Origin of the sequence: Streptomyces lacrimifluminis, from assembly GCF_014646095.1 — a bacterium.
Classification (GTDB): domain Bacteria; phylum Actinomycetota; class Actinomycetes; order Streptomycetales; family Streptomycetaceae; genus Streptomyces; species Streptomyces lacrimifluminis.
The window spans coordinates 85,877-104,532 of record NZ_BMMU01000021.1; the positions used below are offsets into that span (position 1 = coordinate 85,877).

An 18,656-nucleotide genomic window follows, 5' to 3' on the forward strand; every position below is an offset into this window, starting at 1 on the left:
GCGGACGGGCTTCGCCGCGCACTCGCGCCGCACGCCCGCACCCGCCGTGCCCACCTCGGCCGGCGCTCCGGCCTCCCGGCGTCCGGCCGTGCCCACGCCTGGCGCCTCTGGGCCGGTCGGGGGCGGCAGTGGCTGCGCCGGCCGCTTCGCGGCGGTCAGCGAGAACCCGCACGCCCTCCGGCCCTGCCTCCCGCGTGATCCTCCGCGTCCCTCTCCGTATGACCTTCCGTACGGCCCACCGCGTGGCCTTCGGTGCAGAGGGGGTGGTCCTCCGGGGCACGGGCCGGCGTCCGTTCCCCGGAACGCAGGATCCTGACCCCCGCCGCGTAAAGGATCAGCCCCGACAGCAGGCCCGCGCCCACTCCGAAGCACAACGTCGGGATCACCTCCCACGGCTTTGCCGTCGCACCCTGGTGCGCCCACCAGCGCAGCACCCGCTGCACCGCCCCCACCGCCGCGCAGCCGCCGAGCACGGCGCCCGCCAGCCACCGGTCCCGTACCGACAGCACCGGTACGCCCGTCGGCTCGCGTGCCTCGGTCCGTCGTAGCGCGTAGTGCACGAACCCCGCGATGACCACTGCGGCCAGCGCCGAACTGCCGTACTGCAGGTACCAGTACAGAGGTGAGCCCCGCAGTTCGGTGTCCAGGACGGGGAACAGCCGCACCCCCCACCGGTCGTGGTGCGTGAACGCGTCCCACACGACATGGGTCAGAGCGCCGAAGGCCGCAGAGGCGTACCACCGGAGCGCCAGGGACGGTGTCACCCGCGCGCGGGTGACTCCGCAGCGCAGCAGGGTCGCCGTCCGGCCCTGTCGGGCGCGGGGAAGCAGGGCGACCAGCGGCTCGCGCAGGAGCAGCCAAAGGGCCACCAGCGCCCAGGCGACGACCACGTCGATCGTGAAGACGCCCGGGAAGGAATGGGTGACGGCGCCGAACTCCATCGCCTGCGGCAAAACACTCGCCGCGAAGTAGGTCAGATCGGGGGAGAAGGAGCCGGCGACGAGTGCTGCCGGAATCAGTCGGCCGCGCCCGGTTCCGTCGGCGCGTACGGCGGGCAGTACGGCCGCCGCGTGGCTGAGAGTGAACGGCAAGAAGGCTCCCTGGAGCGGATGTTGACGGGCGTGGACCACCCCGATGATCACCGTCGTCCAGTATGCGGGACGGGCCGCGGGCTGGGACGGGCGGTGACGGGACGGTGGAAGGAATGCGTGAAAAGCCGAGTGCGGGCCACCCGGGTCTGCGGAACGCGAGGAATCACAGTTGGCCAATCGGTGAATATCGGGCACGAACGGGTGTCCGCGCAACGCAAGTTGTCGTAGGGTCGCCTGGGTCGGCCTGCTGGGGAGCATGACCGAACACGGAAGCGCAACGCAGGCGTAACGCGCCAACAAGGCGTGTAATCGGGCGAAATGGCCGGTTTGCAAGGTCGACTGAGGTCGGTAGCAACCGGTCGAGAGCGGTCAGAGCTGGACGGAAACAGGCGGAACAGGGCGCTTTGTCGCCCGCGGGAGGGGTTCTCTGTATGGCGGCGTACATCGGCAGGAGGCTCCGCAAGGGGGCGGCGACGACCGCCGTGGCCGCGCTCGCGGTCGCGGCTCTGTCCGCGTCCCAGGCTCCGGGGGCGACGGTCGACGACCAGGGCAGACGGACCGCCGGCGACTCCCAGCCCACGTCGGAGGCCACGGCCGACGACAGCGCGAGCGCGACCGGCAACTCGCCGTACTACACGGACCTTCCACCACTCCACAGCCCGAACCCCAGCCCCAGCCCGGGACAGTCGTCGGCCATAGGTACGCCGGTCTCGATCGGCGAGGCCGAGGCCGGCATACCCGCGACCGTTCTGGACGCCTACAAGAAGGCCGAGGCGGCGCTGGCCACGGCCAAGCCCGGCTGCAACCTCCCCTGGCAGCTCCTCGCGGCCATCGGCAAGGTGGAGTCGGGCCAGGCCCGTGGCGGCCAGGTCGACGCGAACGGCACCACGACCAGCCCGATCCTCGGCCCGCAGCTCGACGGCAACGGCTTCGCGCTCATCAGGGACACCGACAACGGCGCGTACGACGGCAACAGCAGCTACGACAGCGCCGTCGGGCCCATGCAGTTCATCCCCTCCACCTGGGCGTGGGCGGGCCGCGACGGCAACGCAGACGGCAAGGAAGACCCCAACAACGTCTACGACGCGGCCCTCGCCGCCGGTCACTACCTGTGCCGGTTCGGCTGGGACCTGTCGACGCAGGCCGACCTGAACCGCGCGATCCTCAGCTACAACCACTCGACGGACTATCTGAACCTCGTCCTGTCGTGGCTGGAGTACTACCGCAAGGGCACCCACGAGGTCCCGGACGGCACGGGTACGGTGCCCGTCGGCCGCAGCGACGGCAACCCCCGGGCGATCCCGAACCCGTCGCCGGGCAGGACGACGCCGAGTCCCGTTCCGAACAGGCCGGGGACGAGCACCCCGCCCCCGGCGAAGCCGGGCAAGCCCACCGCGCCGACCCCGACGCCCGTGCCCACACCCACGCCCACCGACACGGTGGACCACCTGGAAAACGCGGGCACCGCCAGACTCACCGCGACGGCGGGCGACGCGTTCACCCAGAGGATCAGCACGCGCGCGGAGACCGCAGCGGGCAAGGCGGTAGGCAAGGTAAGGATCCGCTTCACGATCGTCGGCGACACCGACAGCACCTTCGCCGGCGGCGAGAACGTCGCCACCGTCGTCACCGACAGCACCGGAGTAGCGGTCGCACCCGCGCTCGAGGCGGGCGAGAAGGCGGGTGACTTCACGGTCCGCGCTGTGGTCGTCGGCCGTACGGTCAGCGCCCTCGACTACGCGGTCACCGTCACCGCCCGCGCCGCCGACACCCTCGCCCGCACGGCCACCACCGCGCTCACCTGCGTGGCGGGCGGCGAGTTCGCCGAGCAGGTCGAGGTCAAGGCGACGTACGACGGGGCCGTCGCGGACGGCGTCGCGGCCACCGCGACCCTGGTCGCCTCTGCCGACGGCGCGACCGTGAACGACAAGGGCCCCTACTTCAAGGACGCGGACGGTAAGACGGTCCGCACCCTCACGGGTCTCGAAACGGACGCGAACGGCCTGCTCAAGCTGCCGAAGCTGTACGCGGACGACACTGCTGGCACCTTCCTGCTCCGCGTCACCACCACCGGCGGCGCCACCCTGACGGTCGAGCTGACGGTGACGCAGCCACTGATTCCGATCGAATCGGCGACTCCGAGCGAGTCGGCCGACCCGTCGGCCTCCGCCTCCCCGAGCGCGTAAGCCGTCGTACACGTACATACGCAGAAATGCGGCACCCCGTTCACGGTTCACGGCGGGGTGCCGCTTTCGTGTGTGCGAGTTGTTCTCATCTCGGCCGCCCGTTGCTACGGTGCCCCGACCTGACACCCCATCAGTTCTCTGTCAGTAGCCGGGGAGGCCACGTATGCGTGCCCTGATCGCCGCCGCGACCGGACTCGCCCTCGCGTTCGCGCTCGTCCTCACGATCACGGCCCTGGGCTCTCCGGCGGGCACGACGTCCCCGAAGCCGCTGCTGACCACGGTCCCGTCACACCCCTAGCCGTCGTACCTCTCCGGGAGGAACGCCGAGATGCGCCGAAAGTCCGGCCTGATCCTGCTCGCGCTCGCCGTGTTCTTCGCGGCGCTGTCCCCGCTGCTGCGCTGGTACGCCTTCCCGCGCCTGGCCAAGGTCCCGGCCGATCAGTACACGACCATGGTCCTGGAGGCGAAGGACGCGACCCTCCTCGACTACGACTCGTTCCAGGCCGTGAAGGTCCCCAAGGTCACCATCGTGCAGACCCTCAAGGGCAACGTCGAGGCCTCGGAGAAGATCGAGAGGACGGCGGGGCGGGACGTGGTCGTCTGGGACGGCCTCTCCTATGTCCAGGGACCCGACGGGAAGATGGTCTCGAAGATCCCCGAGCGCTACATCTTCGACGCGCACACCCAGGAACCGGTCCACGCCACCGGCGAGATGGTCGACGGCGACCCGGTGAAACGGGAGGGCATCGAGTTCAAGTGGCCCTTCCTGACCGAGAAGCGGGACTACGAGTACTTCGACGCGCAGGCACGGGTGACCGCCCCCATCCACTACAAGGGCACACAGAACTTCCGCGGTGTCCCGGTCTACTACTTCGAGCAGACCATCCCGTGGACGAAGGTTCCCTTCCCCACGTACATGCCGGTCAAGGGCGTCACGGCCGAGACGGTAGCCGCGACCGGTACGACCCGCTGGTACACCACGGTCCGCAAGTTCTGGGTGGAACCGGTCACCGGTGCGCCCGTCTACGGCGAGGAGATCCACGAGGAGGAACTGCGCGGAGGCAGGCTCCTTGAGGGACGCGAGAAGGTGACGGCCTTCTCCGGACACGTGAAAATGCGCGAGGACTACATCGAATCGACGGTCGCCCTCGTCAAGTCCCAGCGCGTACTGGTTCTGTGGATGACGTCGTACCTGCCCTGGGGCTTCCTGACCCTGGGCGTGCTTCTGCTGGCCCTCGCCCTCTGTCTGGAGGCCCGCGGTCGCAGGCCGGCCGATCCCGCCCCCGCGCAGACCTCCGCCCCCGAGCCGGTCACCGCCTGAGCCGCGCGTTCGTGTGCCGCGTCGGCTCGGCGGTCGCCGGGTCCTCGGGCCACGGATGCTTCGGATACCGGCCGCGCAACTCGGCGCGTACGCCCTTGTAGCCGTCCTTCCAGAAGGAGGCCAGGTCGGCTGTGACGGCGGCCGGCCGCCCGGCGGGCGACAACAGGTGGACCAGCACCGGCACACCGGCCACGGCGGGCGACTCCCGCAGGCCGAACATCTCCTGCAACTTCACCGCGAGCACGGGCCGTTCGGGATCGGAGTAGTCGATCCGGATCCTGGACCCGCTCGGCACCGCCATCCGCTCCGGCGCCAGCTCGTCGAGACGGCCGGCCTCCCCCGAGGCCCACGGCAGAAGCCGGTTGAGGGCCTGCCCCGCCTCCATCCGCCCCAGGTCGGCCCGCCGCCGCGCCCGGCTCAGCTCGGGCTCCAACCACTCGTCCACGCGCGCGTGGAGGGCGTTCTCGGAGACGTCCGGCCAGGGAGCGCCCAGGTGCAGATGGAGAAACGTGAGCCTCTGCCGCAGCGTCCCGGCGTCCGCGGACCACCGCAACAGACCGAACCCCTCCTGCCGCAGCCCCTCAAGAAGCGCGTCACGTACGAGTCCGGGGTCGGGATCCCGCAGCGGACGCACCGCCAGTTCCACCGCCCCGAGCCGCTCGACCCGCCGGGCGACGACATCCCCGTCGGCCCAGCGGACCTCCTCGCCCCTGGCGTGCAGGGCGCGGGCCGCCGACCGCGCGGTCTCCTCGTCGACGGTGGCGGCGAGGCGCACGCGCGCGTGCCCGGACCCCACCGGCCGGTCCGCCACGGCGACCGCGATCCAGGGCGCGCCGCGCAGCGCCGAACCGTCACCTGCCTCGGCGCGGGTGCCGGACACCATCAGATACGAACCCCCCTGAGCTCTGGCGACCCGCTCGGGGAAGGCGAGCGCGGCGACGAGCCCGACCGCGCGGTCGTCGCCGGTGCCCGGCGCGGAGCCCTGCGCGGGTTCGCGGGACGCGGGGTCCGGCGCCGCCGAGCGCAGCCTGCGGGCCTCAGTCCGCCAGCGGGCCGCGTACGCGTCGGTCCCGCGCCGGGCCGTACGCCAGGCCGCCGCGAGATCGTCGCCGTACTCCCGGGGCGGCTCCTCGCTCAGCAGGGCGACCACCTCGGCGGCCCGGGCCGCGCCCACCTCGCCGGCCGCGTCCAACAGGGCCCGGGCCAGCCGGGGATGCAGTCCCAGGCGGGACATACGGGCGCCCCGGTCCGTGGCCCGCCCACCGGCGTCCACCGCGCCGATCGCCGTCAGCACCGCCCGCGCCGCCGCCATCGCACCGCCCGGCGGAGGGTCCAGCAAGGCCAGCCCGGAGGCATCAGGATCGCCCCAGCAGGCCGCCTGAAGGGCGAACGCCGTCAGGTCGGCCACCTTGATCTCGGGGGACGGAAAGCGCGTCAGGCGGGCGTCCTCGGCCTCCGCCCAGCAGCGGTACACCGCCCCCGGCGCCTCACGCCCGGCCCGCCCCGCCCGCTGCCGCCCGGCCGCCTGCGAGGCCCGTACCGTCGTCAGCGCGCTCAGCCCGCGCGCGTGGTCCACCCTTGGTTCCCGCGCCAGCCCGGAGTCCACGACCACCCGCACCCCCGGAACCGTCAGCGACGACTCCGCCACCGACGTCGCCAGCACCACCCGGCGACCCGTCCCGCCCGACAGCACCGCGTCCTGCACGGCCGCCGGTGCCCGCCCGTGCACCTGGAGCACCTCCACCGCGGGCCCGAGGTCCCGCAACTGGCCCGCCACGCGCGCGATCTCTCCCACACCGGGCAGAAAACACAGCACGTCCCCCGCACGCTCGGCCAGCGCCCGCCGCACCACCGACGCCACATGCGTCAGCAGCGCCGGATCGACGCGCGTACCGTGCGGCGGCCGTACCGGACGTCCCGGCGGCGCCCACACCACCTCCACCGGGTACGACACACCCGCGGCCTCGACCACCGGCGCGCCGCCCAGTAGCCCCGCCCAGCCCTCGGCGTCGGTCGTCGCCGACGCCGCCACCAGCCGCAGTTCGGGGCGCAGTGCCGCCCGTACGTCGACCAGGAACGCCGCCGCCGTGTCCGCGTCCAGGTGCCGTTCGTGGCACTCGTCGAGCACGACCACGTCGACGCCCGGCAACTCCTGGTCCCGCTGCAGCCGTTGCAGCAGCACGCCGGTCGTGACGACCTCCACGCGCGCGCGTGGCCCGACGACCCGCTCCCCGCGCACGGTGTACCCGACGCTCGCGCCGACCTGCTCGCCCAGCAGCCACGCCATCCGCCGCGCCGCCGCCCGCGCGGCGATCCGCCTCGGCTCGGCGACCACGACCCGCCGCACGGGCCCGCCGTCCCCCAGCAGTCCCGCCAGCGCCAGGGGCACCAGCGTGGTCTTGCCGGTGCCGGGCGGTGCCACGAGGACGGCGGTGCCGTGCGTGTCGAGCGCGTCGGCCAGGTCGGGCAGGGCACCACGTACGGGCAGAACGTCCAGGGCGTCGTAACGGATCACGCCCCCAGTGTCGTACGTCCAGGAAAAACGCCCCCCACGCGTGCGGGGAAGGCGTTTTCGAGGCCCGTTGCCTCAGTCGCGCTCGCAGACCAGGATCGCCGTCCCCGGGATGAGGTTGCCGCGCAGCGGGGACCAGCCGCCCCACTCGGACGTGTTCCAGGCCGGCCACTCCGGCTCGACCAGGTCCACCAGGCGGAAGCCGCCGGCCACGACGTCCCGGACGCGGTCGCCGATCGTCCTGTGGTGCTCGACGTACACCGCGTTGCCCTCGTCGTCCTGTTCGACGTACGGCGTGCGGTCGAAGTACGAACCCGAGACGGACAGGCCCTCCGGACCGGGCTCGTCGGGGAACGCCCAGCGGACCGGGTGCGTCACCGAGAAGACGAAGCGCCCGCCCGCGCGCAGCACCCGGCGCACCTCGCGCAGCACCAGCACCGGGTCGGCGACGAAGGGCATCGCCCCGTACGCCGAGCACACCAGGTCGAACGAGCCGTCCGCGAAGGGCAGGGCGCCCGCGTCCGCCTCCACGAGAGGGACACCGCCGCCGATCCGCAGGGCGTGCTGGAGCTGACGGTGGGAGAGGTCGAGGGCCACCGGACGGGCGCCCTGGGCGGCCAGCCAGCGCGAGCACTGGGCCGCGCCGGCGCCGATCTCCAGGACGTCCTTGCCCTTGAGGTCCTCGGCCGGGCCGAGCAGCTCGGCCTCCACCTCGTCGAGGCCCTCGGGACACCAGACGAAACGGTCGTCGCCGAGGAAGGTGCCGTGCTCGTTCTGGTAGTCGTCCGCGTTCCGGTCCCACCAGCCCCGGTTGGCCCGGGAGCTCTCGGTGACTCCGGCGGCGCGCCGGGTGGCGTCCGGCTCGGGCGATTCGGGCTCTTGGATGATCGGCTCCCTCGTATTAGTCTGCGGGCTCTTCCGTCGGACCTGTCCCGGCGGTGTCGCGAATGGGGCGTCACCGGGCCCGCGTGGCCTCCTGGGACACGTCTTGTGCCGGGTATGCGGCGATCCGCCCCGGGTGTGCGCCTTCGCGCATTGACCCTGCCCGGCTGCCCCCGTATGCTACAAGTTGCGCTGCGGGCCTGCGCACCTCAGACGTAGCAGGTTGCGCTCGCATCTGTATGTATGTCCCCTCGGTTGTCGAGGCGCCACAGGATCTTCGGGTCCTGATGTGGCGCTTCCTTGGCTGTCCGGCCTTCTGCAGAGCGAAACGGGCTCCCGGCGTAAGCAGTACCTACGACTCTCTGTCCGTACCGGAGCCCTTTCCCACATGACGAGCAGCACCGAGATCACCGCCACCACTCCGCAGGTTGCGGTCAACGACATCGGTGACGAGGAAGCATTCCTCGCCGCTATCGACGAGACGATCAAGTACTTCAACGATGGCGACATCGTCGACGGCGTCATCGTCAAGGTTGACCGGGACGAGGTTCTCCTCGACATCGGTTACAAGACCGAAGGTGTCATCCCGAGCCGCGAGCTCTCGATCAAGCACGACGTCGACCCGAACGAGGTCGTCAAGGTCGGCGACGAGATCGAAGCCCTTGTTCTCCAGAAGGAGGACAAAGAAGGCCGCCTGATCCTCTCGAAGAAGCGCGCCCAGTACGAGCGCGCCTGGGGCACCATCGAGAAGATCAAGGAAGAGGACGGCATCGTCACCGGTACCGTCATCGAGGTCGTCAAGGGTGGTCTCATCCTCGACATCGGCCTCCGTGGCTTCCTGCCGGCGTCCCTCGTCGAGATGCGTCGTGTCCGCGACCTCCAGCCCTACGTGGGCAAGGAGCTCGAGGCGAAGATCATCGAGCTGGACAAGAACCGCAACAACGTGGTCCTGTCCCGCCGCGCCTGGCTCGAGCAGACCCAGTCCGAGGTGCGCCAGACGTTCCTCACGACCCTGCAGAAGGGTCAGGTCCGCTCCGGCGTCGTCTCCTCGATCGTCAACTTCGGTGCCTTCGTGGACCTGGGTGGCGTCGACGGTCTCGTGCACGTCTCCGAGCTCTCCTGGAAGCACATCGACCACCCCTCCGAGGTTGTCGAGGTCGGCCAGGAAGTCACCGTCGAGGTTCTCGACGTCGACATGGACCGCGAGCGTGTCTCCCTGTCGCTGAAGGCGACGCAGGAAGACCCGTGGCAGCAGTTCGCCCGGACGCACCAGATCGGTCAGGTCGTCCCGGGTAAGGTCACGAAGCTCGTCCCGTTCGGTGCGTTCGTCCGCGTGGACGAGGGCATCGAGGGTCTGGTCCACATCTCCGAGCTGGCCGAGCGCCACGTGGAGATCCCGGAGCAGGTCGTCCAGGTCAACGACGAGATCTTCGTCAAGGTCATCGACATCGACCTCGAGCGTCGTCGCATCAGCCTCTCGCTGAAGCAGGCCAACGAGTCCTTCGGTTCCGACCCGGCCTCGGTCGAGTTCGACCCGACGCTGTACGGCATGGCCGCGTCGTACGACGACCAGGGCAACTACATCTACCCCGAGGGCTTCGACCCCGAGACCAACGACTGGCTCGAGGGCTTCGAATCCCAGCGCGAGGTGTGGGAGAACCAGTACGCCGAGGCGCAGCAGCGCTTCGAGCAGCACCAGGCTCAGGTCATCAAGTCCCGCGAGGCCGACGCTCAGGCCGAGGCCGAGGGCACCAGCACGACGAGCGCGGCTCCGGCCGCCTCCGGTGGTGGCGGCGGCGGTTCGTACTCCTCGGAGTCGGACGACACGTCCGGCGCCCTGGCGTCGGACGAGGCCCTTGCGGCGCTCCGCGAGAAGCTGGCCGGTGGCCAGAGCTGATCGCAGCCGCTTGGCTTAGCAGCTAACTGAGGGCCCGCACCTTTCGAGGTGCGGGCCCTCAGTCCTGCGTGCTGCCGGTTGTCGTTCGACTGCGGGGCGGGCCGTGGCTTGTCGCGCAGTTCCTCGCGCCCCTCAAGGGAGTTGGTGTCGGCGTTCTCGCGAGTTGTGACTCCGAGGGGGTGTTGGCGGGAATGCTCGTATCCCGCGCGGCGTTGTGGAGTGTGAACACGAGGAGGAGCGGTCACAGTGCTTGATCCGCAGGGTTTGTACGCATGGGAGCCGAAAGGCCTGGCCGTCGTCGACATGGCGCTGGCGCAGGAGTCGGCCGGTCTTGTCATGCTCTACCACTTCGACGGATACATCGACGCGGGCGAGACCGGCGACCAGATCGTCGACCGGCTGCTCGACACGCTGCCCCACCAGGTGGTGGCCCGCTTCGATCACGACCGTCTCGTGGACTACCGCGCGCGCCGCCCGCTACTGACGTTCAAGCGCGACCGCTGGACCGACTACGAGGTGCCCACGCTCGATGTGCGGCTCGTCCAGGACGCCACGGGTGCGCCCTTCCTGCTGCTGTCCGGACCCGAGCCGGATGTCGAGTGGGAGCGCTTCGCCGCCGCCGTCCAGCAGATCATCGAGCGTCTCGGTGTACGCATGTCCGTGAACTTCCACGGCATCCCGATGGGCGTCCCGCACACGCGTCCCGTGGGTCTCACCCCGCACGGCAACCGCAACGAACTGGTGCCGGGCCACCGCAGCCCCTTCGAGGAGGCGCAGGTCCCCGGCAGTGCCGAGTCACTCGTCGAGTACCGCCTCATGGAGGCCGGCCACGACGTCCTGGGCGTCGCCGCGCACGTCCCGCACTACATCGCCCGCTCCCCGTACCCGGATGCCGCCCTGACCGTCCTGGAGGCCATCACGGCCGCCACCGGTCTGGTCCTGCCCGGCATCGCGCACGCGCTGCGCACGGATGCCCACCGCACCCAGACGGAGATCGACCGCCAGATCCAGGAGGGCGACGAGGACCTCGTGGCCCTGGTCCAGGGCCTTGAACACCAGTACGACGCGGCCTCGGGCGCCGAGAGCCGGGGCAACATGCTCGCGGAACCGGTCGACATCCCGTCCGCCGACGAGATCGGGCTCGAGTTCGAGCGGTTCCTCGCGGAGCGGGAGGGCGAGGGCTGACCCCTGAGGGCCGAGCCCTGAGGCCGAGTGCACTCGGGCGCCCTGTCGGTGACGCCGTCAGTGGCAGGCCCTAAGCTGCCAGGCATGCTGACAGTGGGCCTGACCGGCGGCATCGGGGCCGGCAAGAGCGAGGTGTCGCGGCTGCTCGTCGCGCGGGGTGCCGTCCTGATCGACGCGGACCGCATCGCGCGCGAGGTCGTCGCCCCGGGGACCGAAGGCCTCGCGGCGGTCGTCGACGCCTTCGGTACGGAGGTGCTCGGCGCGGACGGTGGCCTGGACCGGCCCAAGCTGGGCTCGATCGTCTTCGCCGACCCGGAGAAGCTCGCCCTGCTCAACTCGATCGTGCACCCCCTGGTGGGCATCCGCTCCCGCGCTCTCGAAGCCGCCGCGGCGGATGACGCCGTCGTGGTCCACGACGTACCGCTGCTCGCGGAGAACGGCCTCAAGTCGCTGTACGACCTCGTGATCGTGGTCGACGCGAGTCCCGAGACCCAGCTCGACCGGCTTGTCCGGCTGCGCGGCATGACAGAACACGACGCACGCGCGCGCATGGCCGCCCAGGCCACCCGCGAGAAGCGCCTGGAGATCGCGGACGTCGTGATCGACAACGACGTCCCCCTGGAGAAGCTCGAACAGCGGGTGACCGACGTATGGGCGGCCCTCGTGAGCAGAGCGCGGACGGCGCGGGAATAGCGTTGCCGCGGCCGGGCGTTGAACCGCCGTAGTGAGGGAAGGACTCAGCCGTGCCCGAGACCAGCGGATGGACCGGACGTACTCCGGAGACGCATGTCATCGACTTCCGCGCGGCCGAGCGACTGCTCGCCGCCCGCGATCCCCGAGGCGCGGTGAAACTGCTCGACCCCGTGATCGCCGCGCACCCCGAGAACACGGCCGCCCGGCTGCTGCGCGCGCGTGCCTTCTTCGCCGCCGCCCAACTGCGCCCCGCCGAGCTGGAGTTCACGATCGTTCTGGAGCGCGAGCCGGACAACGCGTTCGCGCACTACGCGCTCGCCCGCACCTACGAGCGCCAGCGCCGTCCCGACCAGGCCAAACGCCACTTCCGTCTGGCGGCGGCGTTGGACCCGAACCCGCGCTATCTGGAAGCGGCACGCTTCGACGACCCGGAGTCCTGAGCGTTCGGCAGCGGCAACAGGCGACTCCCACGGCTGCACGCGCGTGTGTGTGTGGTTCACGGGCCGTGTCGGTCCGGTGGCCGGTACGGCGGGATGTCGGGGCCCGGCTGGTAGTGCGGCCCCTGCCGGATGTGCCGGAGGATCATGGTCAGGTCGACGGTGACGACCAGCCACAGGACACCGCAGGCAGCCGCCCAGCCGGGGCGCCCGGCGAGCGCGAACGCGGCCGTCCCCGCGATCGCCCAGAGCAGCCCCCACACGCTCAGCCACAGCCGTGCCCGCAGGGCACTGCGTGCTGTCGTCGGCTCACTGCCTGTACGCATCGGTACCACTCCTCCTTCCTGCAACGTACTCTTCGCTCCGGACGTTGACCAAGTGCCGCCGACCGGGGTGCCGGCCGCTGAGACGACGGGGGACAACCAGCGTGCTGCCGGATGCCGACGACCTTCCCGAGATCCTGCTCGACCTGGCCGTACCTCATGAGGACATCAACGAACTGGTCGCCCTGCACCGGCTGTTGACCCGCGACTTCGGCGCGATGCGACTCCTGGAGGAGTGCGTCGAGGGACTGGTGCGGGACATGGGGGAGATCGGCGGTGCGACGCCCTGGCCCGCCGAGCGGATCGCGGAGCTCTTCACCGGGCAGGCGGAGGGGCGGGCGGACCAGGAGCCGGGGGCACTGGGCCGGTATTTCGCCGTGTACGTGTTCGTCGCGGCCCTTCCGTACGTACGTGCCCACCATCACGCACTCGGGATTCCGCCCGAGGTGTCCCGCCGCACGCTCGCCGACCTCGGGCGGAACATGGCGCTGCACCGCAGGAGGCACGGCCGGGGCGGTGTGGAGACGATGTGGTGGCTCGCCCTGCATTTCCACGGGGAACTGTTCCAGCTGGGGCGGCTGCAGTTCCAGCGGGCGCGGGTGGGACAGCGGGCGGCGGAGCTGCTCGCCGCCACCGGCCCGGCCCCGGACGCCGACGCGATGTGCCTCAGCCTTCACATCCCCGACTTTCACGGGCCGCTGTCCCCGGCGGCCTGCGACCGGTCCCTGGCACTGGCGCTGGACTTCTTCGCGCGGCACTTCCCGGCGGAGCGGTACACGGCCGGGGTCTGTCACTCCTGGCTGCTGGACACGCAGCTGAAGCGGTACCTGGAGGCGGATTCCCACATCGTCCGCTTCCAGGAACGCTTCCGGATCGCGGTGGACGAGGTCGAGTCGGCCGACTCCCAGCCGGTCCGGTTCGTGTTCGGGAATCCGGACCTGCCGGTGGCCGGGCTGCCCCGGCGGACCACGGTGGAACGGGCCGTCGGGGATCATCTGCGGGCGGGCGGCCACTGGTACATCGGGCACGGATGGTTCCCGCTGACGACGGTTTGACTCGAACGGGTGAACAGGCCGGGGGTGGGAACGGGCTTGCCGACGCGGGCCGTTGTGCGGGCATGGGACTGGAAATGCGAGAAGGATATGAAGGCACGGGACCGGGGGCGATCACCCCGGACGGCTGCGCGGTCGAGCTCTACTCGCGGCTGCCGATCGGGGACGAGCCGGACATCATCGCCGCGGCGGTGCCCGCAGGCGCGCACATCCTGGAACTCGGAAGTGGCGTAGGACGCATGACCCACCCCCTCCTGGAGCGCGGCTTCACGGTCACGGCGGTGGACGAGTCGGCCGAGATGCTGGAGCGCGTCCGGGGAGCGCGCACGATATGCGGCCCGATCGAGGACCTCGACCTGGACGAGAGGTTCGACGTGGTGCTGCTCGCGTCGTTCCTCGTGCACGCCGGGGACGCCGAGGTCCGGCGGGGGCTGCTGCGCACCTGCGCCCGGCACCTCGCGGAGGACGGCCATGTGCTGATCCAACGCGAGGGCGCGGACTACCACACGAACCTGCCCCGCGAGCGGGTCGGGCCGAACGGCTCCACGATACGGCTGGTGTCGTCGGAGCCGGTCGGGGACGGCGTCAACTCGGTGCGCGCGGAGTACGCGTTCCCGGACGCGGTGTGGACCCAGACCTTCCTGGCCCGGCCGTTGACACCGGAGCAGTTCGAGGAGGCTCTGGGGGAAGCGGGGATGAGGGTGGACCGGTATCTGACGGAGGACGGGGTCTGGGTGAGGGCGGTGCGTGGGTAGGGGAAGGAGGTAGCGAACAGGGATACGTCAGCGAGGGGATTCCGACGATGAGCGGCACGGTCGTGGCGGTCAGCAGCAACAGCGGGTACTCGTTCAGCAAGCCGAACCGGGACAGCGTCAGACTCCTGGCCGGGCTGGGTGTGGAGGGGGACGTGCATGCCGGGACGACCGTCAAGCACCGCTCGCGCATGGCGAAGGACCCCACGCAGCCGAATCTGCGCCAGGTCCATCTGATCCATGAGGAGCTCTTCACCGAGGTCGGTGAGGAGGGATTCGAGGTGGAGCCAGGAGAACTCGGCGAGAACATCACCACCCGGGGCGTCGATCTGCTCGCGCTGCCGGTCGGCACCCTGCTGCACATAGGCGACGAGGTGGTGCTGACGGTGACCGGCCTGCGCAACCCCTGTCCGCAGATCGACAGGTTCCAGGACGGGCTGCTGAAACGGGTGGTGGGACGGGACGCCGCAGGGAACGTCGTCCGCAGGGCCGGAATCATGAGCATCGTGGAGGAGGGCGGCGAGGTGTGCCCCGGAGACACGGTCAAGGTCGAACTTCCCAGTGGGCCGCACCAGGCTCTGCGCCCCGTCTGAGAAGTCCCGCCGAGCGGCGATGAGTTCCGGGCCGGCGGTCGGTCTACCTCTGTGAAAGCAACGCGAAACCGCTGCCCACAGGAGACCTCCATGTCCGAGACCACCGCTCCCGTCACGTCCCCCAGCTCCGCCCCCACCACGCAGGTGGCTTCCGCCAGGTCCGTGTCCGCTCGTGGACGGCGCGCCCGGATCGCGCTGCGGGCGCTTCAGGTGGTGCTCGCCCTCTTCTACGGGTTCGCCAGTGCGCTGCCCAAGCTGATCGCGCACCCGTCGGCCGCCGAGTCCTTCGACAGGCTGGGCTGGGGCAGCGCGGGCATGTACACCATCGGGCTGCTCGAACTGGCCGGAGCCGTCGCACTGTTGGTTCCGGTGCTGCAGTCGGTGGCCGCGATGGGCCTGGGCGCGCTGATGGTGGGCGCGTTCATCGTGCAGGTCGCGGTCTTCGACGGGCAGTACGCGGCGACACCACTGATCCTCATCGTGCCGCTCACCCTCATCGCCTGGGCCCGCCGGGGGCACAACGCGGATCTGCTGCGGCTGGTACGGCGACGGGCGTGACGGTGTCGGCGTACGGCCAGGAGTGGCCTACGGCAGGCGGTGGCGTCCGACGGGTCGTGGTGACCCGGTCGGGCGCCGCCGCCGCGTCCACGGGGCCGGGTGGGGTCGTGTCCCGGCCTGCCGGCCTTGGGGGAGGGTGGTTCGGTGGTCGTCTTACGAGGCGTCGTCGGGTCCGGTGAGGCCTCGCAGGCGTTCCATCTCGCGGCGGTCGCGCTTCGTCGGGCGGCCCGTGCCACGGTCGCGGACACCGGCGGGGGCGACGGCCTCGCGGGGTGGCGGCGGAGGGCTGTTGTCGACGTAGCACTGGACGGCCACCGGGGCTCCGACCCGCTTGCGGATCAGGCGTTTCACCACGACGACCCGTTCCTGACCGGCGTGGCGGAGGCGGACCTCGTCTCCGACGCGCACGGCGTACGCGGGCTTCACACGGTCCCCGTTGACGCGTACGTGGCCGCCCCGGCAGGCGGTCGCGCCCATGGAGCGGGTCTTCACCAGACGCACCGACCAGATCCAGCTGTCGATGCGGACCGTCTCGCCGCTCGCCGGCCGGGCGGCGTCGGCCGCGGCCACCGCCGGTGCGACCGGTGGAGCCGGTGCGGTGTCGGTCGCGGTGCCGTCTTCGGTGTGCGCGCTGCCCTCGGTGTCCGCGCCCTCGGAAGCCCTGCCAGATGCCATGCCCTCGACCTTAGTACTCCAGGCCGGGCGGACCGGACGGCTTTTTCCGGTCTCGGTGCGGATACATGGCCCTGATACCCGGCTCTGTCATCGGGACCTGATTCCGGGGGGTGGCTGTCGTCCACCGCTCTACCGTGGACGTATGGACATCGACGGTCCGGCCGGACTGACCGCGCTGGACGAGCGGATCGCCGGGTGCCGGCGCTGCCCTCGGCTGGTCGCCTGGCGGGAGGAGGTCGCCCGTACCAAGCGGGCCGGCTTCGCGGACCGGGACTACTGGGGGCGGCCGGTGCCGGGGTTCGGGCCGGCGGATGCCCGGCTGCTGATCGTCGGGCTGGCGCCCGCTGCCCACGGCGGGAACCGGACCGGGCGGATGTTCACGGGGGACCGCTCCGGAGACGTGCTGTACGCGGCGCTGCACGAGGTGGGGCTCGCGTCGCAGGCCGGTGCGGTGAGCGTCGACGACGGGCTCGAACTGTACGGCGTACGCGTCACCTCGCCCGTGCACTGCGCCCCGCCCGCCAACAGACCGACGCCCGAGGAGCGGGACGCGTGCCGGCCCTGGCTGGTGAGTGAGCTGGAGCTGCTCCGGCCGACACTGCGGGCCGTGGTGGTGCTCGGGGCGTTCGGGTGGCAGGCGACGCTGCCCGTCCTCGACGCGGCCGGCTGGAGCGTGCCGCGTCCGCGCCCCGTCTTCGGGCACGGGGCGCGGGTCACGCTCGGCGGCGGGCTGCGGCTCTTCGGCTGTTTCCACGTCAGCCAGCGCAACACCTTCACCGGCCGCCTCACGCCCGCGATGCTCCGGGATGTGCTGCGGGACGCGGCGGGCGCCGCCGGCCTGCCCCACCAGCGGCAGCAGTAGGTGAGAGCAGCAGCGGCGAGAATTGGTGAGACCGGACCGGCGTAGGCACGTTACGTTGCCGCGATGGGCCTGTATCCGGAGATCGAACCGTACGACCACGGCATGCTCGACGTCGGGGACGGCAACCGCGTCCACTGGGAAGTCTGCGGCGACCCGCGGGGCAAACCGGCGGTGGTGCTGCACGGGGGGCCGGGGTCGGGGGCGAGCGCGAACCTCCGGCGGTACCTCGATCCGGCCGCGTACCGGATCGTGCTGCTCGACCAGCGTGGGGCCGGGCGTTCGACACCGCACGCGAGCGCGTACGACACCGATATGAGCGTCAACACGACAGGTCACATCCTGGCCGATCTCGAGCTGCTGCGGCGGCACTTGGGGATCGAGCGGTGGCTGGTGTGGGGGGTGTCGTGGGGGTCGGTGCTCGGGCTGCGGTACGCGCAGACGCATCCGGAGGCCGTGTCCGAGCTGGTGCTCACCGCGGTCGCGACCGGTTCCGGCGCCGAAGTGGCCCTGCTGACCAGAGGCCTGGGGAATCTGTTCCCCGAGGCGTTCGAGAGGTTCCGCGCCGAGGTGCCCGAGGACGAGCGGGACGGGAATCTGGCCGCCGCGTACAACCGGCTGCTGGAGTCGCCCGACCCCGAGGTCCGGGCACGCGCCGCACGGGCGTGGACCGACTGGGAGACGGCCATGGTCCCGGCGCCGCCCCGTTCCGTACCGCGCTACGAGGACCCGGTGTTCCGCATGGGCTTCGCCCGGACCGTCACCCACTACTGGGGCGGGGACCACTTCCTGGGCGAGGGGAACGGGGGCGCCGAAGGCGTCGTACTGCGCGACGCGCACCGGCTCGAGAACATCCCCGGCACCCTTGTCCAGGGCAGCCTCGACCCCGGGAATCTGCTCGGCACGGTCTGGCGGCTCCATCACGCCTGGCCCGGCAGCGAGTTGATCGTCGTCGACGAGGTGGGGCACAACGCGGGGGCGCCGGGCATGGTGGACGAGCTGGTGGCGGCCACGGACCGGTACGCCGCCCGCGGCTGAGTCGGCGGACGGCTAGCGACGGCGGGTGCGGGTGCGTTCGCCCGCGGACTGCACGAACTGGAGTTCCAGCGTGGGTGGGGGAGGAACGACACCCGGGCCGCCGGCCTCCGCCCAGCGGAGTATCTCGTCGGTGCAGTCGTCGCCCATCGACCAGCCGATCCACACGGCTTTCCCGCCTCGACTGCGGCCCTCGCCCGAGGGCTGTACGACGATGACGTTCGCCTGGTCGCAGGGGCCGAGGCAGTCCGTCGTACGGACGGAGAGGCGCCCGGCGGAGGCGGTGGCCGCCGCGCGCAGCCGCTCCAACTGCCAGTCGTGGTCGTAGCCGGGGTACTTGCGCGGGTCGCCGCAGCAGCAGCCACGGCAGACGACCAGCGTGCAGGGGCGGGTGCGGGCGGCACCGATCACCGTACGGGTGGTCACAGGTCGCCCTCCGGGGTCTTGCCGGTTGTGGCCGGGATGCTGTCGAGACGCGCGGCCGGTGTGCGTCCGACCAGCCGGTCGCCGTGCCCCGGTCGGCCCGCGATCTTCCTCTCCCACGGAGCCGCCACGGCTCGCTCGTGCACTGCTCCGAACGGTTCGATCTTCGTCATGGGCCCATC

The 18,656-nt window shown here is 71.3% G+C and carries 20 protein-coding genes; 13 read left to right on the plus strand and 7 right to left on the minus strand.

All coding sequences use genetic code 11. The features are described from left to right. Nucleotides 1–155 precede the first annotated feature (155 nt). Nucleotides 156–1,091 carry a DUF4184 family protein gene (locus IEY89_RS27460; RefSeq protein WP_189150188.1) on the minus strand — a complete coding sequence of 312 codons (936 nt, stop codon included), beginning with the start codon at nt 1,089–1,091 and terminating at the stop codon, nt 156–158. Between the two features lie 431 nt (nt 1,092–1,522). Here IEY89_RS27460 and IEY89_RS27465 point away from each other — a divergent pair, with 431 nt between their 5' ends. From IEY89_RS27465 to pgfA, 3 genes are all read left to right on the plus strand, one after another. After that, nucleotides 1,523–3,277, plus strand: a complete 1,755-nt coding sequence (locus IEY89_RS27465; protein ID WP_189150189.1) for a lytic transglycosylase domain-containing protein — start codon at nt 1,523–1,525, stop codon at nt 3,275–3,277. A gap of 163 nt (nt 3,278–3,440) precedes the next feature. Continuing rightward, complete coding sequence (locus tag IEY89_RS27470; RefSeq protein WP_164314740.1) at nt 3,441–3,575, plus strand: SPW_0924 family protein; 135 nt, start codon at nt 3,441–3,443, stop codon at nt 3,573–3,575. Between the two features lie 30 nt (nt 3,576–3,605). Next, complete coding sequence (gene pgfA, locus IEY89_RS27475; protein ID WP_189150190.1) at nt 3,606–4,598, plus strand: cell envelope lipid trafficking protein PgfA; 993 nt, start codon at nt 3,606–3,608, stop codon at nt 4,596–4,598. On the opposite strand, the gene hrpB is transcribed toward pgfA, so the two are convergent. Continuing rightward, a complete protein-coding gene (gene hrpB, locus IEY89_RS27480) occupies nt 4,588–7,113 on the minus strand; it encodes an ATP-dependent helicase HrpB (RefSeq protein WP_189150191.1) in 2,526 nt (841 codons plus the stop codon). The two genes, pgfA and hrpB, sit on opposite strands and share 11 nt — an antisense overlap. Nucleotides 7,114–7,185: 72 nt before the next feature. Beyond that, nucleotides 7,186–7,998: a class I SAM-dependent methyltransferase gene (locus IEY89_RS27485; protein WP_189150261.1), complete on the minus strand. Its 813-nt coding sequence runs from the start codon at nt 7,996–7,998 to the stop codon at nt 7,186–7,188. A 382-nt stretch (nt 7,999–8,380) separates the two neighbouring features. Between IEY89_RS27485 and rpsA the strand changes: the two genes are divergently transcribed. The 4 genes from rpsA (at nt 8,381) to IEY89_RS27505 (ending at nt 12,207) form a co-directional block, all read left to right on the plus strand. Beyond that, on the plus strand, nt 8,381–9,889 hold the full coding sequence (gene rpsA, locus IEY89_RS27490) for a 30S ribosomal protein S1 (protein ID WP_189150192.1): 1,509 nt from the start codon (nt 8,381–8,383) through the stop codon (nt 9,887–9,889). A 246-nt stretch (nt 9,890–10,135) separates the two neighbouring features. Beyond that, on the plus strand, nt 10,136–11,074 hold the full coding sequence (locus tag IEY89_RS27495; RefSeq protein WP_189150193.1) for a PAC2 family protein: 939 nt from the start codon (nt 10,136–10,138) through the stop codon (nt 11,072–11,074). A gap of 84 nt (nt 11,075–11,158) precedes the next feature. Further along, entirely contained in the window at nt 11,159–11,767 is a 609-nt protein-coding gene (gene coaE, locus IEY89_RS27500; RefSeq protein ID WP_189150194.1) for a dephospho-CoA kinase, read from the plus strand. A gap of 50 nt (nt 11,768–11,817) precedes the next feature. Further along, nucleotides 11,818–12,207, plus strand: coding sequence for a tetratricopeptide repeat protein (locus tag IEY89_RS27505; protein WP_189150195.1), 390 nt, complete (start codon nt 11,818–11,820; stop codon nt 12,205–12,207). Between the two features lie 56 nt (nt 12,208–12,263). On the opposite strand, the gene IEY89_RS27510 is transcribed toward IEY89_RS27505, so the two are convergent. Continuing rightward, on the minus strand, nt 12,264–12,530 hold the full coding sequence (locus IEY89_RS27510; protein WP_189150196.1) for a DUF6343 family protein: 267 nt from the start codon (nt 12,528–12,530) through the stop codon (nt 12,264–12,266). A 101-nt stretch (nt 12,531–12,631) separates the two neighbouring features. On the opposite strand from IEY89_RS27510, the gene IEY89_RS27515 reads away from it, so the two are divergent. From IEY89_RS27515 to IEY89_RS27530, 4 genes are all read left to right on the plus strand, one after another. Then, entirely contained in the window at nt 12,632–13,582 is a 951-nt protein-coding gene (locus IEY89_RS27515; protein WP_189150197.1) for an acyltransferase domain-containing protein, read from the plus strand. Nucleotides 13,583–13,656: 74 nt separating this feature from the next. Continuing rightward, the gene (locus tag IEY89_RS27520) at nt 13,657–14,334 is read left to right on the plus strand and encodes a class I SAM-dependent methyltransferase (protein WP_189150198.1); all 678 of its coding nucleotides are present in this window, start codon (nt 13,657–13,659) and stop codon (nt 14,332–14,334) included. Between the two features lie 47 nt (nt 14,335–14,381). Further along, nucleotides 14,382–14,924 (plus strand): MOSC domain-containing protein, encoded by a 543-nt coding sequence (locus IEY89_RS27525; RefSeq protein WP_189150199.1) that lies wholly within the window; start codon nt 14,382–14,384, stop codon nt 14,922–14,924. A gap of 90 nt (nt 14,925–15,014) precedes the next feature. Continuing rightward, nucleotides 15,015–15,482, plus strand: a complete 468-nt coding sequence (locus IEY89_RS27530; protein ID WP_189150200.1) for a DoxX family protein — start codon at nt 15,015–15,017, stop codon at nt 15,480–15,482. Between the two features lie 153 nt (nt 15,483–15,635). Here IEY89_RS27530 and IEY89_RS27535 read toward each other — a convergent pair whose 3' ends face one another. Continuing rightward, entirely contained in the window at nt 15,636–16,157 is a 522-nt protein-coding gene (locus IEY89_RS27535) for an RNA-binding S4 domain-containing protein (RefSeq protein WP_189150201.1), read from the minus strand. A gap of 142 nt (nt 16,158–16,299) precedes the next feature. Between IEY89_RS27535 and IEY89_RS27540 the strand changes: the two genes are divergently transcribed. Together IEY89_RS27540 and pip are read left to right on the plus strand one after the other, a co-directional pair. Then, a complete protein-coding gene (locus tag IEY89_RS27540) occupies nt 16,300–17,019 on the plus strand; it encodes a uracil-DNA glycosylase (protein WP_189150202.1) in 720 nt (239 codons plus the stop codon). A 63-nt stretch (nt 17,020–17,082) separates the two neighbouring features. Next, nucleotides 17,083–18,054: a prolyl aminopeptidase gene (gene pip / locus IEY89_RS27545; RefSeq protein ID WP_189150203.1), complete on the plus strand. Its 972-nt coding sequence runs from the start codon at nt 17,083–17,085 to the stop codon at nt 18,052–18,054. Nucleotides 18,055–18,066: 12 nt separating this feature from the next. Here pip and IEY89_RS27550 read toward each other — a convergent pair whose 3' ends face one another. Together IEY89_RS27550 and IEY89_RS27555 are read right to left on the minus strand one after the other, a co-directional pair. Beyond that, a complete protein-coding gene (locus tag IEY89_RS27550; protein WP_189150204.1) occupies nt 18,067–18,477 on the minus strand; it encodes a (2Fe-2S) ferredoxin domain-containing protein in 411 nt (136 codons plus the stop codon). Further along, nucleotides 18,474–18,647, minus strand: coding sequence for a hypothetical protein (locus IEY89_RS27555; RefSeq protein WP_189150205.1), 174 nt, complete (start codon nt 18,645–18,647; stop codon nt 18,474–18,476). Before IEY89_RS27555 ends, IEY89_RS27550 begins: the two co-directional genes overlap by 4 nt. Nucleotides 18,648–18,656: the final 9 nt, after the last annotated feature.